Origin of the sequence: Clostridium sp. K04 (assembly GCF_019734375.1) — a bacterium.
Classification (GTDB): Bacteria; Bacillota; Clostridia; order Clostridiales; family Clostridiaceae; genus Clostridium; species Clostridium saudiense.
This window is the reverse complement of record NZ_JAASHD010000010.1, coordinates 41191-57277: the sequence shown is the minus strand read 5'-3', so window position 1 is coordinate 57277 and position 16087 is coordinate 41191. Positions and strand designations below refer to the sequence as shown.

The following is a 16087-nucleotide window of genomic DNA, read 5'->3' as shown; positions in this document are numbered from 1 at the left end:
TTTTTTTTACGAATAATGTTACAATATTTAAGAAAAATATACATATAAGAGGAGTTGTTTTCTATGCAAAAATATAAACAAGAATTTATAGAATTTATGGTTAAAAGTAATGTTTTAAGATTTGGGGAATTCGTTACAAAGAGTGGTCGTCAAACACCTTTCTTTATTAACACTGGAAATTATACAACTGGAGAACAACTTGAGAAACTAGGGGAGTTCTATGCTCAAACAATTAAAGAACGTATAGGTACAGAAGTTGATGTATTGTTCGGACCTGCTTATAAAGGAATTCCATTAACTGTTACAACAGCTATAGCTATGAATAAATTATATGGAACTAATGTAGAGTATTGCTCTAATAGAAAAGAAGTTAAAGATCACGGTGAAGGTGGTATTTTACTAGGAGCAAAATTAGATAATACAAAAAAAGTAGTTATAGTTGAAGATGTTATGACTGCAGGAACTTCAATTTATGAAACTGCACCAATATTAAAGGCTCAAGGCGATGTTGAAATATGTGGATTAGTTATTTCAGTAGATAGAATGGAAAAAGGAAAGGGAGAACAATCTGCTCAATCAGAAATCAAAGAAGCTTTCGGTATAACAACTTATCCAATAGTAACTATGGCAGAAGTAGTTGAATATTTATATAATAGAGAAATAGACGGAACTATATATATTGACGATACTATTAAAGAGGCTATAGCAGAATATTATAAAAAATACGGTGTTTAATAAAAAATAGGATAATGTAAAAACATTATCCTATTTTTTAATACATAACATTTATTTGATAATCATTTTGCTTAAAAGCACTTAAGATATTTTGTATATGTTCATGTCCATTAGTTTCAACTGTTACTTCTAATAATACATTATGAATTCTATTAATTGCTTTAAATTGATTATGTTCAAGTTTCACTACATTTGCATTTTCTTTAGCTAAAATCTCAGATATTTTTAGTAATTCACCTGGAACATTTTTAAGCTCAACAGAAAAACAAAGTAATCTACCCTTAGATACTAAGCCATTATTGATAAGTGATGATATAGTTAACATATCTATGTTACCTCCACTTATAATACAACATACCTTTTTATCTTGAACATTTAATTTATTAAGTGCTGCTAAAGTAACTACTCCTGAAGCTTCAGCTAATAATTTATGCTTTTCAGCTAACAAAAGAAATGCTTCAACTATTTCACTTTCAGAAACAGTAATAATCTCATCAACATAATCTTTTACTATTTCAAATGTTCGATTCCCAGGTGTCTTAACAGAAATACCATCTGCAAGTGTATTTACAGAATCTAATGTACAAATCTTATTGTTTTTTATACTTAATGCCATTGAAGGAGCTCCTTCGGCTTGGACCCCAATTATTTTAATATTTGGATTTAGTTCTTTTGCAGCAAGACTAAGTCCACTTATTAATCCACCTCCACCAATTGGAGCTATTAAATAATCAAAATCATTTATATCCTCAAAAATCTCTAAGGCAATTGTTCCTTGTCCATAAATTACGTCCATATCATCAAAAGGATGTATAAATACTCTTTTTTCCTCTTCTTCTAAAGACTTAGCTTTCATAAATGCATCATCGTAGCACTTTCCATGTAAAATAACATTTCCACCATAATTTTTAGTTGATTCTACTTTTAAGTATGGTGTAGTTTCAGGCATTACTATGGTTGCATTAACACCAGCTAATAAAGAAGCATATGCAACTCCTTGTGCATGATTTCCAGCAGAAGAACAAATAACACCTCTTGATTTTTCTACTTCATTTAATGATATTATTTTATTTAATGCACCTCTTAACTTATATGCACCAGTTAATTGTAAATTTTCACATTTCATATAAACATTATTTTTACACATTTCGCTAAAAATATTACTATATAATAATGGTGTTTTTACAACTGTATCCTTTATGTTTTCTCTTACATTTATAATTCTTTCTAAATGCATAATATCTAGCCCCTTTTCTTTCATAACTAATATTTATAAAAATAGTAATAATTATATATTATCATAAAATAATCCATTAATCGATTATTTTTACATAAAATATACTTTAGCTCAACTTTTCTTTATGTAATTAAAGATATAGTTGTATTAATTTAATATTAAATATATAATTACCTTGAATATTAAGAGACGGAGTGAAAATGATGGAAGAAAGATTACAAAAGTACATGGCTCAATGTGGTGTAGCTTCTAGAAGAAAATGTGAAGAAATAATCTTAGAAGGTAAAGTTAAGGTTAATGGAGTTGTGGTTAAGGAATTAGGTACAAAAATTGATCCAGAAAAAGATACTGTAGAGTTTAATGATAAAATTATAAAAATAGAAGAAAAAAAAGTATATATTATGCTTAATAAACCAGAAGGTTATATTACTTCTGCTAAAGATGAAAAAGGTCGTAAAACTGTATTAGATATAGTGAATGTAGATGAAAGAATTTACCCAATCGGGAGATTAGATTATGATAGTTCTGGTTTGCTTTTATTAACTAATGACGGAAGTATATACAATAATATAATTCATCCTAGAGTAGCTATAAAGAAAAAGTATATAGCTAAATGTAGAGGAAAATTTACTGAAAGTGATTTAAAGAAATTTAAATCCGGAATAGATATTGGAGGATATGTAACTGCAGAGGCTGAAATAGATGTAATTTCTGAAGAAAAATCTTTTAATTCAAGAAAGAATAGCAACGAAATTATATCTACTGTTGAAATATCAATACATGAAGGAAAGAACAGACAAATAAGAAAGATGTGCGCTTCTTTAAATCATGAAGTAATAAGCTTAAAAAGAGTTTCTATAGGAAATATAAAACTTGGATACTTAAAAAAAGGTCAATGGAGAAATTTAACTTCTGAAGAGTTAAATTATATAAAAAGTTTATAGGAGTTTTTTATGTTTAAATATGTATCTGATGTGAGTTTACTTTCTCACAATATTATTAAAGAGTATATTACAACTAAAGATATAGCTGTAGATGCTACATTAGGAAATGGTTATGATTGTGACTTTTTATCAAATAATTTTAAGAAAGTGTATGCTTTTGAAATTCAAAAGAGTGCTTGTGATAAATATGTTGATAAGAATAATAATGTAACAATTATAAATGAATCACATGCCAAAATCGATAGCTTTGTGAAAGAACAAATAAATTGTGTTTGCTATAATTTAGGATATCTTCCAGGTGGAGATAAAAACATAACTACACTTGCAGAATCAAGCTTAGAAAGTATAAAAAAATCATTAGATTTACTAACATCAAATGGTATTATATCAATAGCTATTTACAGGGGGCATAATGAAGGTAAAGATGAGGAAAATTGCATTATTAACTTTGCCAAGAATTTGCCTAAAAGCAAGTATGGTGTAATGATACATGAATGTATAAATAGATCTAGCACATCACCACTATTAATGATAATTGAGAAAAAATAATTATTATTTGAATTTCAATTTATTTTACTTGCATTTTTTTGTATTTCAGATTAATTATTTCATTGATTATATTAATAAAAAATGCTAAAATGATTGAAGTTAATTGAAATAGGAGAATGAAATAATGGAAAGAACTAACAACGATGAATCAAAGGATTTAATGAAATTAATTCAAATGAGATTTCCAAGGCTTAGTAAAGGGCAAAAGCTAATTGCTGAATACATATTAAAAAATTATGATAAAGCAGCATTTATGACTGCCGCAAAACTAGGTGTTTCAGTTGGAGTTTCAGAATCTACTGTAGTAAGATTTGCAATAGAATTAGGTTTTTCAGGATATCCTAAACTTCAAAAATCGCTTCAAGAGTTAATTAAAAATAAATTAACTACAGTACAAAGATTAGAATTATCTAGTGATTATATTACTGAAGGTCATGCTTTAAAAGGTGTATTAAAAGCTGACATGGAAAATATAAGAGCTACAATGGAAAAAATAGATTATAATACATTTGAAGATGTAGTAAATAATATTTTTGCAGCAAAAAGAATTTATATTATAGGATTAAGAAGTTCTATGGCATTAGCTGAATTTTTAGGGTTTTACTTAAATATTATCCTACAAAATGTAAAAACTGTTGGATATGGTATTTCCGATATTTTTGAACAAATGATTAATGTAGGTGAAGGCGATTTAGTTATAGGAATAGGGTTCCCACGTTATGCAAGCAGAACTATAGATGCATTAGCTTTTGCACAAGATAGAGGTGCAAGAGTAGTTGCAGTTACTGATAGCTTTTTATCTCCACTAGCAACTAGAGCAGATTATGCACTAATTGCACAAAGTAATATGGCATCTTTTGTTGATTCATTAGTTGCTCCATTATCAGTAATAAATGCATTAATAATTGCAGTGGGAATGAGAGAAAAAGATAATATTTCATCAACGTTTAACAGTCTTGAAGAAATATGGCAAGAATATAATGTTTATTCATACAATAATCGTAATGTTGGTGATGATTAAATTTCAATAAAAAGGAATTAACATTTGTTAATTCCTTTAGTTATTATAAACAAATAATATAGGAGGACTTTAAATGGCAAAAGTCATAGTTATAGGTGCTGGTCCTGCTGGAATAATGGCAGCAATTCACGCATCAAAAAAACATAATGTAATTCTTTTAGATGGTAATGATAGAATAGGTAAAAAGTTATTTATTACTGGAAAGGGAAGATGTAATGTTACAAATGCAAAGGATATAAGTGAATTTTTCGACTATATTCCAGGTAATCCTCATTTTTTATATAGTGCTTTATATTCATATACAAATGAAGATACTATAAATTTCTTTGAAAATGCAGGAATTAAATTAAAAACTGAACGTGGTGGTCGTATTTTCCCAATGTCAGATAAATCTTCTGACATAATTAAGGGACTTTCAATTGGCTTAAAAGAAGCTAATGTACAAGTTAAATTAAATTCAAAAGTAACTAATATCATTTATAATAATGATAAAATAACTGGAGTAGAGATAAATAATACCACAAAGTTAAATGGAGATCATTTCATATTAGCTACTGGTGGTGCTTCTTATCCACTAACAGGTTCTAGAGGTGAAGGGCAAAAGTTTGCTAAATCTCTTGGACATACAATTATAGATTTAAAACCTTCTTTAGTTCCAATTGAACTAAATGAGCCATGGCTTAAGGAGTTAATGGGATTATCTCTTAAAAATATATCTTTAAGTATTTTAAAAAATAATAAAGTAGTCTATAAAAATCAAGGTGAAATGATGTTTACTAATTACGGAATGTCAGGGCCATTAGTATTAAGTGGGTCAAGATATGTAAAAAATGATGGTAATTATGAAGTTTCGTTAGATTTAAAGCCAGCTTTAAATGAAAGTGAACTTGATAAGAGATTACAAAAGGATTTCTTAAAATATCAAAATAAAGAATTTAAAAATTCTTTAGATGATTTATTACCACAAAAAATGATTCCTTTAATTATTAAACTCTCAAATATACCTGAAAATAAGAAAGTCAATGTAATTACAAAAGAAGAAAGAAAGAATCTTGTTTACCTTCTTAAAAATCTTAAAGCTAAAATTAAAGGCCTTCGCCCTATAGAAGAAGCAATAGTGACTGCCGGTGGTATAAATACATTAGAAATTGATCCATCAACGATGAAGTCAAAAATAATATCAAATTTATCATTTGCAGGTGAAGTTATTGACGTTGATGCCTTTACTGGAGGATATAATGTGCAAATCGCATTATCAACAGGATATATAGCAGGAAGTAGCATTTAAGCTAGATTTTAAATCTTTAACTTATTAAATTAAACTTACTTAAAATTCCAATTAAGTGAGTCTAATTTCCTTTATTATTGAGAAATTTTATTTTTAATATTATAATGTACTAGTACATAAGATAGATGTAAATGTTTGAAAGGTGGATAATTATTATGAGAATATCTGTAGCGATAGATGGACCAGCAGGAGCGGGGAAAAGTACAATTGCAAAATTAGTAGGTAAAAAATTCGATTTAATGTATATAAATACAGGTGCAATGTATAGAGCTGTGGCTTTATTAGCTAAAAGAAACAATATTAAAACAACTGACGTTGATGCGTTAATGAATATGATTGATAAAATGGAGATGCATTTTGAAAATGACGATTTAATATTAGATGGCGTTAATATTCAAGATGAAATTACACTTCCAGAAATAAGTGAAATTGTTTCTGAATATGCTTCTATTCCTGAAGTAAGAGCTAAGCTTGTAAACTTACAAAGAAAGATGTCTGAAAAATATGATGTAATTATGGATGGTAGAGATATTGGTACTGTAGTACTTAAAAACTCAAAATTCAAATTTTTCTTAACTGCAACACCAGAAGAAAGAGCTAGAAGAAGATTTATAGAATTAGTTAATAGAGGTTTAGACGTTAGTTATGACAAGCTACTAGAAGATATCATCAAAAGAGACTATATTGATAGTAATAGAGAAGTAGACCCTTTAAGAAAAGCTGATGATGCAATAGAAATTGATAGTTCAAACTATAATATTAATGAAGTAACTGAAATAATTTGTAATTTTATAGAAAATGCCTTACAATAGATAAGAAGAATATTTTAAACATAGGAGAAATATTATGAAAGTATTATTAGCTGAAAATGCTGGTTTTTGCTTTGGAGTTAAGCTTGCTGTAGATGAAGCAATCAAAACTCAAAATAAGTATAATAAAAAAATATATACATTAGGTCCGTTAATTCACAATAGTGATGTAGTTAATTATTTAGAAGAAAATAATATATATGCTATAGATATTACCGATGTTGATACGCTAAATGAAGGAGATGTTATTTTAATAAGATCTCATGGTGTATCAAAAAAAGTTTTTGATTATTTAACTGATAAAGGACTTATTGTTATTAATGCAACATGTCCTTTCGTAACTAATATTCAAAAGAAAGTAAATAAATTTTCAAATGAAGGTTACAAAATTGTTATTTTAGGAGATGAAAATCATCCAGAAGTAATAGGAATTAATGGCTGGTGTAATGATTCTGCTATCATTACAAAAGATGGTAGTTTTAATGAAAAATTATCTGGAAAAGTATGTGTTGTATCTCAAACTACCGAAAAAGAAGAAAATTGGGATAAAACTATTAATAACCTATCAATAAATACTTATGATGATTTAAAATCATTTAATACTATTTGTGCAGCAACAGAAGAAAGACAAAAAAGTGTTTATGAATTATCAAAAAAAGTTGATTTTATGGTTGTAGTAGGTGGAAAACATAGCTCAAACACAACAAAGTTATATGAAATAGCTAAGAAAAATTGTGAAAATACTATTCACATTGAAAATGCTAAAGAAATCTCAAAAGATATTTTAAAAGATAAAGATATAAAAACTATAGGGGTAACAGCTGGAGCATCAACTCCAGATTGGATTATAAAAGAAGTAATCAATATTATGGAGGGATTTTAAAAATGGAAGAACAATTAATTTTAATGAATGAAATGGATAGAAGATTTCGTATAGGTGATGAAGTTGAAGGTGAAATACTTTCAATTAAAGATAGTCAATTACAAATATCTTTAGTAGGATATAAATCTGATGGTGTTATTCCTTTTAAAGAATTAGCATCTGAGGACAGAATAAATTCAGTTTTAGAAAACTTAAAAGTAGGCGACAAAATTAAAGCCAAAGTTATAAAATTAAAAAATGAAGATAATTACGTTGTATTATCAAGATTAGAATATGAAAAGGAATCTACTTTAGAAAAGCTTGAAGAGCTATTCAATACAAAAGCTGAATTTGAAGTTGTTATAAAAGATGCTAAAGAAAAAGGCTTAGTTGCTTATTATAATGTTGTTAGAATATTTATACCAGCTTCACAAATAGATATTAAATATGTTGAAGATAAAGAAAGCTTAGTTGGAAAAACATTAAATGTAAGATTAATAGACTTTTCAAGAGATAATCTTTCAAAGATTGTAGCTTCAAGAAAAGTAATTTTAGAAGAAGCTAAAGCAGAAAAAGAAGCTGCAGCATGGGAATCATTACATGAAGGAGATATAGTAAAAGCAGAAATTAAGAGATTTACAAAATTTGGTGCTTTTGCTGAAATCAACGGAATTGACGGATTAATTCACTTATCACAAATTTCTTGGAAACATATTAACTCATGTGAAGAAGTATTAAAAATTGGTGAAATTGTTGATGTTAAAATACTAAGCTTAGATAAGGCTGAAAAGAAATTATCATTAAGTATAAAAGCTTTAACTCCAGAACCATGGAGCGTAGTAGATGAAAAATATGCTGTAAATTCAGCTGTTTTAGGAAAAGTTGTAAGAATCAATGATTTTGGTGCATTTGTAGAATTAGAACCAGGTATTGATGGATTAGTTCATATATCAAAAATAAGTCATGACCATATTAAACATCCATCTGAAGTATTAAGCATTAACGAAGAAGTAAAATGCATAATATTAAGTATTGATAAAGAAAACAAAAGAATTGCTTTAAGCATTAAAGATGCACAATAATTTTAGCAATATAAAGAAAGATTACACATATATATAAGTGTAATCTTTTTATCTATAAGGGGATTATTAGAAAGTTAAGTTTAGGGGTTATGTATGGTATTATTAGAAAGGTTATCCAGTAATAATTTTGAGAATTTTAAAAACTTAAATTTAGAGAGATTTAGTAAAGAAAATTATGATAAAAACTTTTTTGAATACTATGAAAACGAAAAATTTTTTCTAAAAATTTTTTTAAAGAAATTTGTTAAGCTATTTATTTATAGAAAAGAAGTTATAGGTTATATATGGTATGAAATTCCAGTGGAAATGCCAGTGAGAGTTTGGTCTTTATATATTAAACCTGAATATATTGATTTGTTAAGTCCAGAAATTTTAAAAAGCTTTAACAATACTATTCTCTCTTATGAAACATGTAATGATGAAGATACTAATAGAATGCTTATAAATTTAGGATTTAAAAAAGTTAAACCCTCTTTATTAATGAATATTGAATTAAGTAATTATAATAAAGCAGCTCAAGTTGCTCTTTTAAAAAATAGCTTAGAACATAATTCTAATGTAATTAACTCTTTAAATAACTTATATAATGGGAATATAAGAAACATTAATATTACTACTGAAAAAGTACTATTAGATAGAGATGAAGAGTTAAGATGTAAAATTCAAAATTCAGTTTTTTCAGCTACAACAAGGATTCCTCTAGAAGTAGAGGATATACAAAATGACATTGAACAAGATTATTATATGGAAGACTTATCTTTGTTTATAAAATTAAATAATATTGCAATAGGTTATGGCCAAATAATATTTAATCGTGATATGTATACTGTAGTTAATTTTGGAATACTTAAAGAATTTAGAGGATATGGATTTGGTAAAATACTATTAAATGAATTGATTAATGCCGCAAAAAAAATGCAAATTAATGAATTGTTTATTAGAGTAGAAGAAAATAATTATAGTGCCCTAAAATTGTATAATTGGATAGGATTTAAATCTAAATCTATTATTAATAAGTGGGAAAGATAGATAAAATTATATGATTTTAATTATTTTTTTTAATTATGAGTAAAAGAGTATAAGCTATTAAAGCTTTTACTCTTTATTTTTTACAAAATTTTATGTTATAATACATTGAGATTTGATTTTACATAAATAACAATGGAGGAATTAGTAATGGCTAAAGAATTTGATTATAAATTATTAGATAATATGAAAGAAACTGATACTAAAGAAATGAAACACTATTATATTCATACATATGGTTGTCAAATGAATGAAGAGGATTCTGAAAAACTTTCTGGAATGCTTAAAAGATTAGGCTATACTAGAACTGAAGATAAAAATGAAGCAAGTATAATTTTATTTAACACTTGTTGTGTAAGAGAAAATGCTGAAAATAAGGTATTTGGTAACTTAGGTCAATTAAAAAAATTAAAAGAAAAAAATCCTGATTTAATAATTGGTATTTGTGGTTGTATGATGCAACAAGAAGGAATGGCTGATAAAATATTAAGTCAATTCCCTTATGTTAATATAATATTTGGTACACATAATGCTTATAAGTTCCCAGAGTATTTAAATAGAGTTAGAACTGAAGGTGTTCAAATAAAAGAAATATTCAATAAGGAAGAAGAAATTGTTGAAGGATTACCAATTGATAGACAAAGTGATGTTAAAGCATTTGTAACTATTATGTACGGATGCAACAACTTCTGTACTTATTGTATAGTTCCTTATGTTAGAGGAAGAGAAAGATCTAGAAAACCTGAAGATATAATTAAAGAAATAAAGGGACTTGTATCTCAAGGATATAAAGAAATAACTTTATTAGGTCAAAATGTTAACTCTTATGGTAAAGGTCTAGAAGAGGAAGTATCATTTGCAGATCTTTTAAAAATGATTAATGAAATAGAAGGATTAGAAAGATTAAGATTTATGACTTCTCATCCAAAAGACTTAAATGATGATGTTATTATGGCTGTTAAAGAATGTGGAAAGCTATGTGAACAAATTCATTTACCAGTTCAAAGTGGTTCTGATAGAATCTTAAAGAAAATGAATAGACATTATACTAGAGAATACTATATGTCTTTAGTTAATAAAATCAAGAAGGAAATCCCAGATGTTTCATTAACAACTGATATAATTGTTGGATTCCCTGGTGAAACTGAGGAAGACTTCTTAGATACTTTAGAATTAGTAAAAGAAGTTCAATATGATTCAGCATTTACTTTCATATATTCAAGAAGAAATAATACACCAGCTGATATGATGTTAGATCAAGTTTCTGAAGAAGATAAACATCATAGATTTAATAGATTAGTTGAAGCAGTTAATGCTGGAGTTATAGCTAAAAACAAAGCTTATGATGGTAAGATTGTTGAAGTATTAGTAGAAGGTACTAGTAAAAATGATGAAAGTAAACTTTCTGGAAGAACTAGAAACGGAAGATTAGTTAACTTTACTGGAGATAATGTAAAAGTTGGTGATATAGTAAATGTTAAAGTTACTAAAGCACAAAACTTCTCATTAGTTGGTGAAGTAGTAAAATAAGTACAATAAGGATAGCTCTTAATACTAGAGTTATCCTTATTTTAACGTCTATAGAATTATAAATATAATATAGGAAGTAAAAGTTAAGAAAAGCTGTGGTTTTAATCAAAATCTCTTAAATCTTAATTATTTTATCTTACCTATACTCTTACTTTATAATATTAAAAATATGTTGTATAATACATGATAAACAGCTAAAAAATAGGCTTTATAATATAATTAATGGAGGTAACTATCATGGCATTGACACCGATGATGAGGCAATACATGGAAATAAAGGATAAATATCAGGATTGTATCCTTTTTTATAGATTAGGTGATTTTTATGAAATGTTCTTTGAAGATGCAAAAACAGCTTCAAGAGAGTTAGAATTAGTTTTAACAGGAAGAGAATGTGGCTTAGAAGAAAGAGCCCCAATGTGTGGAATCCCATTTCATGCTGCAGCTAACTATATTTCAAGATTAGTAGGCAAGGGATTTAAAGTAGCAATATGTGAACAAGTTGAAGATCCTGCTGTAGCAAAAGGAATAGTAAAAAGAGATGTAATTAAAGTAATAACTCCAGGAACATACTCAGAAAATAATGGTGAAGAGGAATATAAAAACACTTATATTATGGCTATTTATAATTCAGATGGATATTATGGAATAGCCTCTTCAGATATATCTACAGGTGAATTTAAAACAACATTCTTTAAAGAATTAAAAACAACACTTTTAGATGAGGTATCAAAAATATCACCAAAAGAAGTACTTGTTGATGTAAACTTTAATGAAGAACTTTTAAATGAAATACATAATATTTCAAATGCATTAATTACTAAAAAGAATGTTATGAATTTTAATTGTACTGATGAGGAGCTTATAAATCAATTTAGTGAAGTTGAAGTAGCTGGGTTAGATTTAAGAAGTAAAATTGCCTCTTCAATATTATTAAAATACATATTAGATACTCAAAAGATGAGCCTTTCTAATATAAATGTTTTAGAATCATATGACATAGTAAATTATATGACTATAGATAGTAGTTCTAGAAGAAACCTTGAATTAACTGAAAACTTAAAGGAAAAATCAAAAAAAGGCAGTTTAATTTGGGTATTAGATAAAACATCTACTACTATGGGTGGAAGAACACTTAGAAAATGGATTGAAGAGCCTTTAATTAATAAGGAAGAAATAAATAAACGTCTAGATTCTGTAGATGAATTATTTAATAATATTTATTTCACAGAAGAATTAAGAGAGTCATTAAAAAACATTTATGATATAGAAAGAATTGTAGGTAAAATATCTAATAAAAATGTAAATGCTAAAGATTTAGTTTCTTTAAATATGTCTTTAATGAAATTGCCTGAAATAAAAGAAAAACTATCAGTGTGTAAAGCTGATTTATTATCTGATTGGTATAACAATTTAGATGTATTAGATGACATTAGAACGCTTCTTTCAAAAGCTTTATTAGATGATCCTTCAACTTCTGTTAAAGAAGGAAATATTATAAGGGAAGGATATTCAAGCAAGGTAGATGAGCTAAGAGAGGCTAAATTAAACGGAAAGCAATGGATAGCTTCATTAGAAAGTAAAGAAAGAGAATTTACAGGTATTAAGTCACTTAAAATTGGTTATAATAAAGTATTTGGATATTATATTGAAATATCTAAAGCAAACTATAATTTAATTCCTGAAGGAAGATATATAAGAAAGCAAACACTAGCAAATGCAGAACGTTATATCACTGAAGAATTAAAGGTAGTAGAAGAAAAGATTTTAGGTGCTGATGAACATCTTATGGCTCTTGAATATGAATTATTTGTAGAGCTTAGAGATAAAGTTGAAGCTCAAATTCCAAGATTAAAATGCAGTGCAAATATAATATCATCATTAGATGCCCTTTCTACATTAGCTAAGGTGGCTGTAGACAATGATTATGTACGCCCTGAAATTAATACTAATGGAGATTTAGATATAACTGATGGACGACATCCAGTTGTAGAAAAGGTAATAGGTAATGGTGAGTTTGTATCTAATAATACTAAAATTAATACTACAGATAATAGACTATTATTAATTACAGGTCCTAATATGGCAGGTAAATCTACTTATATGAGACAGGTAGCTTTAATTACATTAATGGCTCAAATAGGTTCATTTGTTCCTGCTAAAAGTGCTAATATATCAGTTTGTGATAAAATCTTTACAAGAATTGGTGCTTCAGATGATTTAGCAGGTGGAAAGTCTACATTTATGGTTGAAATGTGGGAAGTATCAAACATATTAAAAAATGCTACACCAAATAGCTTAGTCTTATTAGATGAAGTAGGAAGAGGTACTTCAACTTATGATGGATTAAGTATTGCTTGGTCAGTAATAGAATATATATCTAATAATAGTGATTTAAAATGTAAAACTTTATTTGCTACACATTATCATGAATTAACTAAATTAGAAGGAATAATAGAAGGTGTTAAAAACTATTCTGTTGCAGTAAAAGAAAGTGATGATCAAGTTATATTCTTAAGAAAAATTGTTGAAGGTGGCGCTGACCAATCTTATGGTATTGAAGTAGCAAAACTTGCAGGATTACCTATAGAGGTAATAGATAGGGCTAAGCATATTTTATGTAAATTAGAAAATGAAAAATCAATAGAAATTGATAAGTTATTTAATAACTATAAAGAAAGTAACGATAATAACATTAAAGTTAAAGAAGAAGCTGCTGTTGAAAAAGAGGATGTTGAAGTTATAGAAGATAAAAAAGTTACAGAAATACCTTCTATAAATAAAACTGAAAAAGAACCAATAGTAGTAAAAGAAAACACTGAAATGATGCAAATTGATTTTAATATGATTGGTAAAGAAAGCTTATTAAATGAAATTGCTGATATAGAAGTAATGACGATGACACCATTAGATGCAATGAATACTTTATTTAAAATTGTTCAAGATGCAAAAAAACTAAAATAGGAGGTGCTCTATGAAAAGAATAAATATATTAGATGAACATACATCTAATAAGATAGCTGCAGGGGAAGTTGTAGAGCGCCCTTCCTCTGTAGTAAAGGAACTTGTTGAAAATTCAATTGATGCTAATTCTAAAAATATTACTGTAGAAATTGAAGATGGTGGAATATCAACAATTAGAGTAATAGATGATGGGGTAGGTGTACATAACCTTGATATAGAAAAAGCATTTATGCCTCATGCGACTTCTAAAATAAAAAATGTTGAAGATATTTACTCCATTAATACTTTAGGTTTTAGAGGGGAAGCACTTCCATCAATTGCTTCTGTTTCAAAATTAACATTTAGAAGTAAACCAGCAGAATGTGATTTTGGAAAAGAATTAGTTTTAGAAGCTGGCGAAAAAGTTTCTTTAAATGATTTTGGTATGAATAATGGATCTTATATGGAAGTAAAAGATTTATTTTATAATGTTCCTGCAAGAAGAAAATTCTTAAAATCTACTTCTAGAGAAGGAAGTTTAATTAATGATATTATTTTAAGAGTTGCATTAAGTAATCCAAATATCTCCTTTAAATTATTTAATAATGGTAAAAAAACTCTTCATACTTATGGAGATGGAAATTTATTAAATGCTATTAGAACAATATACGGTAAAAACATCTCTGAGCATGTATTACCTTTTAATTACGAAGATGATTATTTAAAAGTACATGGATATATAGGTAAAGAAATAATTGCTAGAGGTTCAAGAAATAATGAAAGTATCTTTGTAAACAATAGATATATAAAAAATAAAACTATTGTTGCTGCAGTAGAAAATGCATTTAAATCATTTTCAACAGTGAATAAATTTCCTTTCTTTGTTTTATTTATAGAATTAAATCCTGAGGATATTGACGTTAATATACATCCAACAAAAGCTGAAATTAAATTTAAAGATGAGAGAGTTATATATAAGAGAGTATTTGATTCTGTTCATTCTGCTTTAAGAGAAGATATTTTTAATTCCTTTGCTGAAAAAGAAGATAAAGAACCAGTAGAAGAAATTGAGGAAATTAAGTTAGATTTAGATACACCTCTTCCTTTAACACAATCTATAGCTACATCAACTTTTGAAACAAGTGAATCATTAATACAAAACAACAAAGTTGAACCATCTATTAATGATATATACAATAATATTACTATTCATGATGTTGCAAAAGAAGAGGATTTATATAATAGATTAAAGGAAATAAATAAAAACAAACTTCAAAATCTTAATAACAATTCAGTAAATGATAATGTATCAATTTACACTTCACCTAATAACACTAATTACATTGAAAAAAATGAAAGTGTTAATTTAGATTACACTAATAAATCTAATTCATCTCCTACTATGAACAATAATGTAATTAACGAAAGTAAAGAGATTGAAGGTAGTTTATCACAAGTAAAAAAGGCAAAGTTTCCAGACTTAAGAATAATAGGGCAATTTAATAAAACTTATATTTTAGCAGAATACTCAGATACACTTTATATAATTGATCAGCATGCAGCACATGAAAAAATACTATATGAAAAATATGTTAATGATATAGAAAATGGTGAAATAGTAGTTCAACAACTTCTTATTCCTTGTCTTATAGATTTATCTTTAGATGATTATGAGTGTTATAAGGAAAACAAAGAAATTTTCATTAATTCAGGCTTTGTTATAGAAGAGTTTGGAGGAAATACAATTTCATTAAAGGAAGTACCATACTTCTTAGGAAAATTAGATTCAAGAAACTTTTTATTAAGTATAATCGATAATTTAAAGAATTTAGGAAGTGGAAAAACTGTAGAGGTAAAACTAAATAAAATTGCAACAATGGCATGTAAAGCAGCTGTAAAGGCTAATGATTACCTTACACAAATGGAAATGGAAAAATTAATTTTTGATTTAAGATATATTGATAATCCATTTAATTGTCCACATGGAAGACCTATTATCATAAAATTTACTGAATATGAATTAGATAAAAAGTTTAGACGAATAGTATAGGAAGGTTAAAA

General features: G+C 27.0%; 13 protein-coding genes. 12 read left to right on the top strand and 1 reads right to left on the bottom strand.

The features are described from left to right. The first annotated feature begins 63 nt into the window (after positions 1 to 63). On the top strand, positions 64 to 735 hold the full coding sequence (gene pyrE / locus HCG70_RS05925; RefSeq protein WP_042398759.1) for an orotate phosphoribosyltransferase: 672 nt from the start codon (positions 64 to 66) through the stop codon (positions 733 to 735). A gap of 37 nt (positions 736 to 772) precedes the next feature. Here pyrE and ilvA read toward each other — a convergent pair whose 3' ends face one another. Then, positions 773 to 1972 (bottom strand): threonine ammonia-lyase, encoded by a 1200-nt coding sequence (gene ilvA / locus HCG70_RS05920; RefSeq protein WP_082423853.1) that lies wholly within the window; start codon positions 1970 to 1972, stop codon positions 773 to 775. 203 nt (positions 1973 to 2175) lie between these two features. Here ilvA and HCG70_RS05915 point away from each other — a divergent pair, with 203 nt between their 5' ends. The 11 genes from HCG70_RS05915 (at position 2176) to mutL (ending at position 16076) form a co-directional block, all read left to right on the top strand. Then, positions 2176 to 2916 carry a pseudouridine synthase gene (locus tag HCG70_RS05915; protein WP_221697558.1) on the top strand — a complete coding sequence of 247 codons (741 nt, stop codon included), beginning with the start codon at positions 2176 to 2178 and terminating at the stop codon, positions 2914 to 2916. A gap of 9 nt (positions 2917 to 2925) precedes the next feature. Next, positions 2926 to 3465 carry a class I SAM-dependent methyltransferase gene (locus HCG70_RS05910; protein WP_055275944.1) on the top strand — a complete coding sequence of 180 codons (540 nt, stop codon included), beginning with the start codon at positions 2926 to 2928 and terminating at the stop codon, positions 3463 to 3465. A gap of 124 nt (positions 3466 to 3589) precedes the next feature. Continuing rightward, positions 3590 to 4486: a MurR/RpiR family transcriptional regulator gene (locus tag HCG70_RS05905; RefSeq protein WP_042398747.1), complete on the top strand. Its 897-nt coding sequence runs from the start codon at positions 3590 to 3592 to the stop codon at positions 4484 to 4486. 73 nt (positions 4487 to 4559) lie between these two features. Next, positions 4560 to 5774 carry an NAD(P)/FAD-dependent oxidoreductase gene (locus tag HCG70_RS05900; RefSeq protein ID WP_055290842.1) on the top strand — a complete coding sequence of 405 codons (1215 nt, stop codon included), beginning with the start codon at positions 4560 to 4562 and terminating at the stop codon, positions 5772 to 5774. Between the two features lie 155 nt (positions 5775 to 5929). Further along, positions 5930 to 6586 (top strand): (d)CMP kinase, encoded by a 657-nt coding sequence (gene cmk, locus HCG70_RS05895; protein ID WP_042398739.1) that lies wholly within the window; start codon positions 5930 to 5932, stop codon positions 6584 to 6586. A gap of 34 nt (positions 6587 to 6620) precedes the next feature. Next, complete coding sequence (locus HCG70_RS05890; protein WP_042398734.1) at positions 6621 to 7466, top strand: 4-hydroxy-3-methylbut-2-enyl diphosphate reductase; 846 nt, start codon at positions 6621 to 6623, stop codon at positions 7464 to 7466. Between the two features lie 2 nt (positions 7467 to 7468). After that, entirely contained in the window at positions 7469 to 8527 is a 1059-nt protein-coding gene (locus HCG70_RS05885) for a S1 RNA-binding domain-containing protein (RefSeq protein WP_042398732.1), read from the top strand. A gap of 93 nt (positions 8528 to 8620) precedes the next feature. After that, complete coding sequence (locus HCG70_RS05880) at positions 8621 to 9556, top strand: GNAT family N-acetyltransferase (protein ID WP_052330671.1); 936 nt, start codon at positions 8621 to 8623, stop codon at positions 9554 to 9556. Between the two features lie 183 nt (positions 9557 to 9739). Then, positions 9740 to 11083 (top strand): tRNA (N6-isopentenyl adenosine(37)-C2)-methylthiotransferase MiaB, encoded by a 1344-nt coding sequence (gene miaB, locus HCG70_RS05875; protein WP_221697561.1) that lies wholly within the window; start codon positions 9740 to 9742, stop codon positions 11081 to 11083. A gap of 237 nt (positions 11084 to 11320) precedes the next feature. Next, the gene (mutS, locus tag HCG70_RS05870; protein WP_042398729.1) at positions 11321 to 14047 is read left to right on the top strand and encodes a DNA mismatch repair protein MutS; all 2727 of its coding nucleotides are present in this window, start codon (positions 11321 to 11323) and stop codon (positions 14045 to 14047) included. Between the two features lie 10 nt (positions 14048 to 14057). Further along, positions 14058 to 16076: a DNA mismatch repair endonuclease MutL gene (mutL, locus tag HCG70_RS05865; protein WP_221697557.1), complete on the top strand. Its 2019-nt coding sequence runs from the start codon at positions 14058 to 14060 to the stop codon at positions 16074 to 16076. The last annotated feature ends 11 nt before the right edge of the window (positions 16077 to 16087 follow it).

Bases quoted from the DNA above. Each gene is read 5' to 3' on its own strand.
- pyrE (WP_042398759.1), top strand. From the start codon at position 64: ATGCAAAAATATAAACAAGAATTTATAGAATTTATGGTTAAAAGTAAT.
- ilvA (WP_082423853.1), bottom strand. From the start codon at position 1,972: ATGCATTTAGAAAGAATTATAAATGTAAGAGAAAACATAAAGGATACA.
- HCG70_RS05915 (WP_221697558.1), top strand. From the start codon at position 2,176: ATGGAAGAAAGATTACAAAAGTACATGGCTCAATGTGGTGTAGCTTCT.
- HCG70_RS05910 (WP_055275944.1), top strand. From the start codon at position 2,926: ATGTTTAAATATGTATCTGATGTGAGTTTACTTTCTCACAATATTATT.
- HCG70_RS05905 (WP_042398747.1), top strand. From the start codon at position 3,590: ATGGAAAGAACTAACAACGATGAATCAAAGGATTTAATGAAATTAATT.
- HCG70_RS05900 (WP_055290842.1), top strand. From the start codon at position 4,560: ATGGCAAAAGTCATAGTTATAGGTGCTGGTCCTGCTGGAATAATGGCA.
- cmk (WP_042398739.1), top strand. From the start codon at position 5,930: ATGAGAATATCTGTAGCGATAGATGGACCAGCAGGAGCGGGGAAAAGT.
- HCG70_RS05890 (WP_042398734.1), top strand. From the start codon at position 6,621: ATGAAAGTATTATTAGCTGAAAATGCTGGTTTTTGCTTTGGAGTTAAG.
- HCG70_RS05885 (WP_042398732.1), top strand. From the start codon at position 7,469: ATGGAAGAACAATTAATTTTAATGAATGAAATGGATAGAAGATTTCGT.
- HCG70_RS05880 (WP_052330671.1), top strand. From the start codon at position 8,621: ATGGTATTATTAGAAAGGTTATCCAGTAATAATTTTGAGAATTTTAAA.
- miaB (WP_221697561.1), top strand. From the start codon at position 9,740: ATGAAAGAAACTGATACTAAAGAAATGAAACACTATTATATTCATACA.
- mutS (WP_042398729.1), top strand. From the start codon at position 11,321: ATGGCATTGACACCGATGATGAGGCAATACATGGAAATAAAGGATAAA.
- mutL (WP_221697557.1), top strand. From the start codon at position 14,058: ATGAAAAGAATAAATATATTAGATGAACATACATCTAATAAGATAGCT.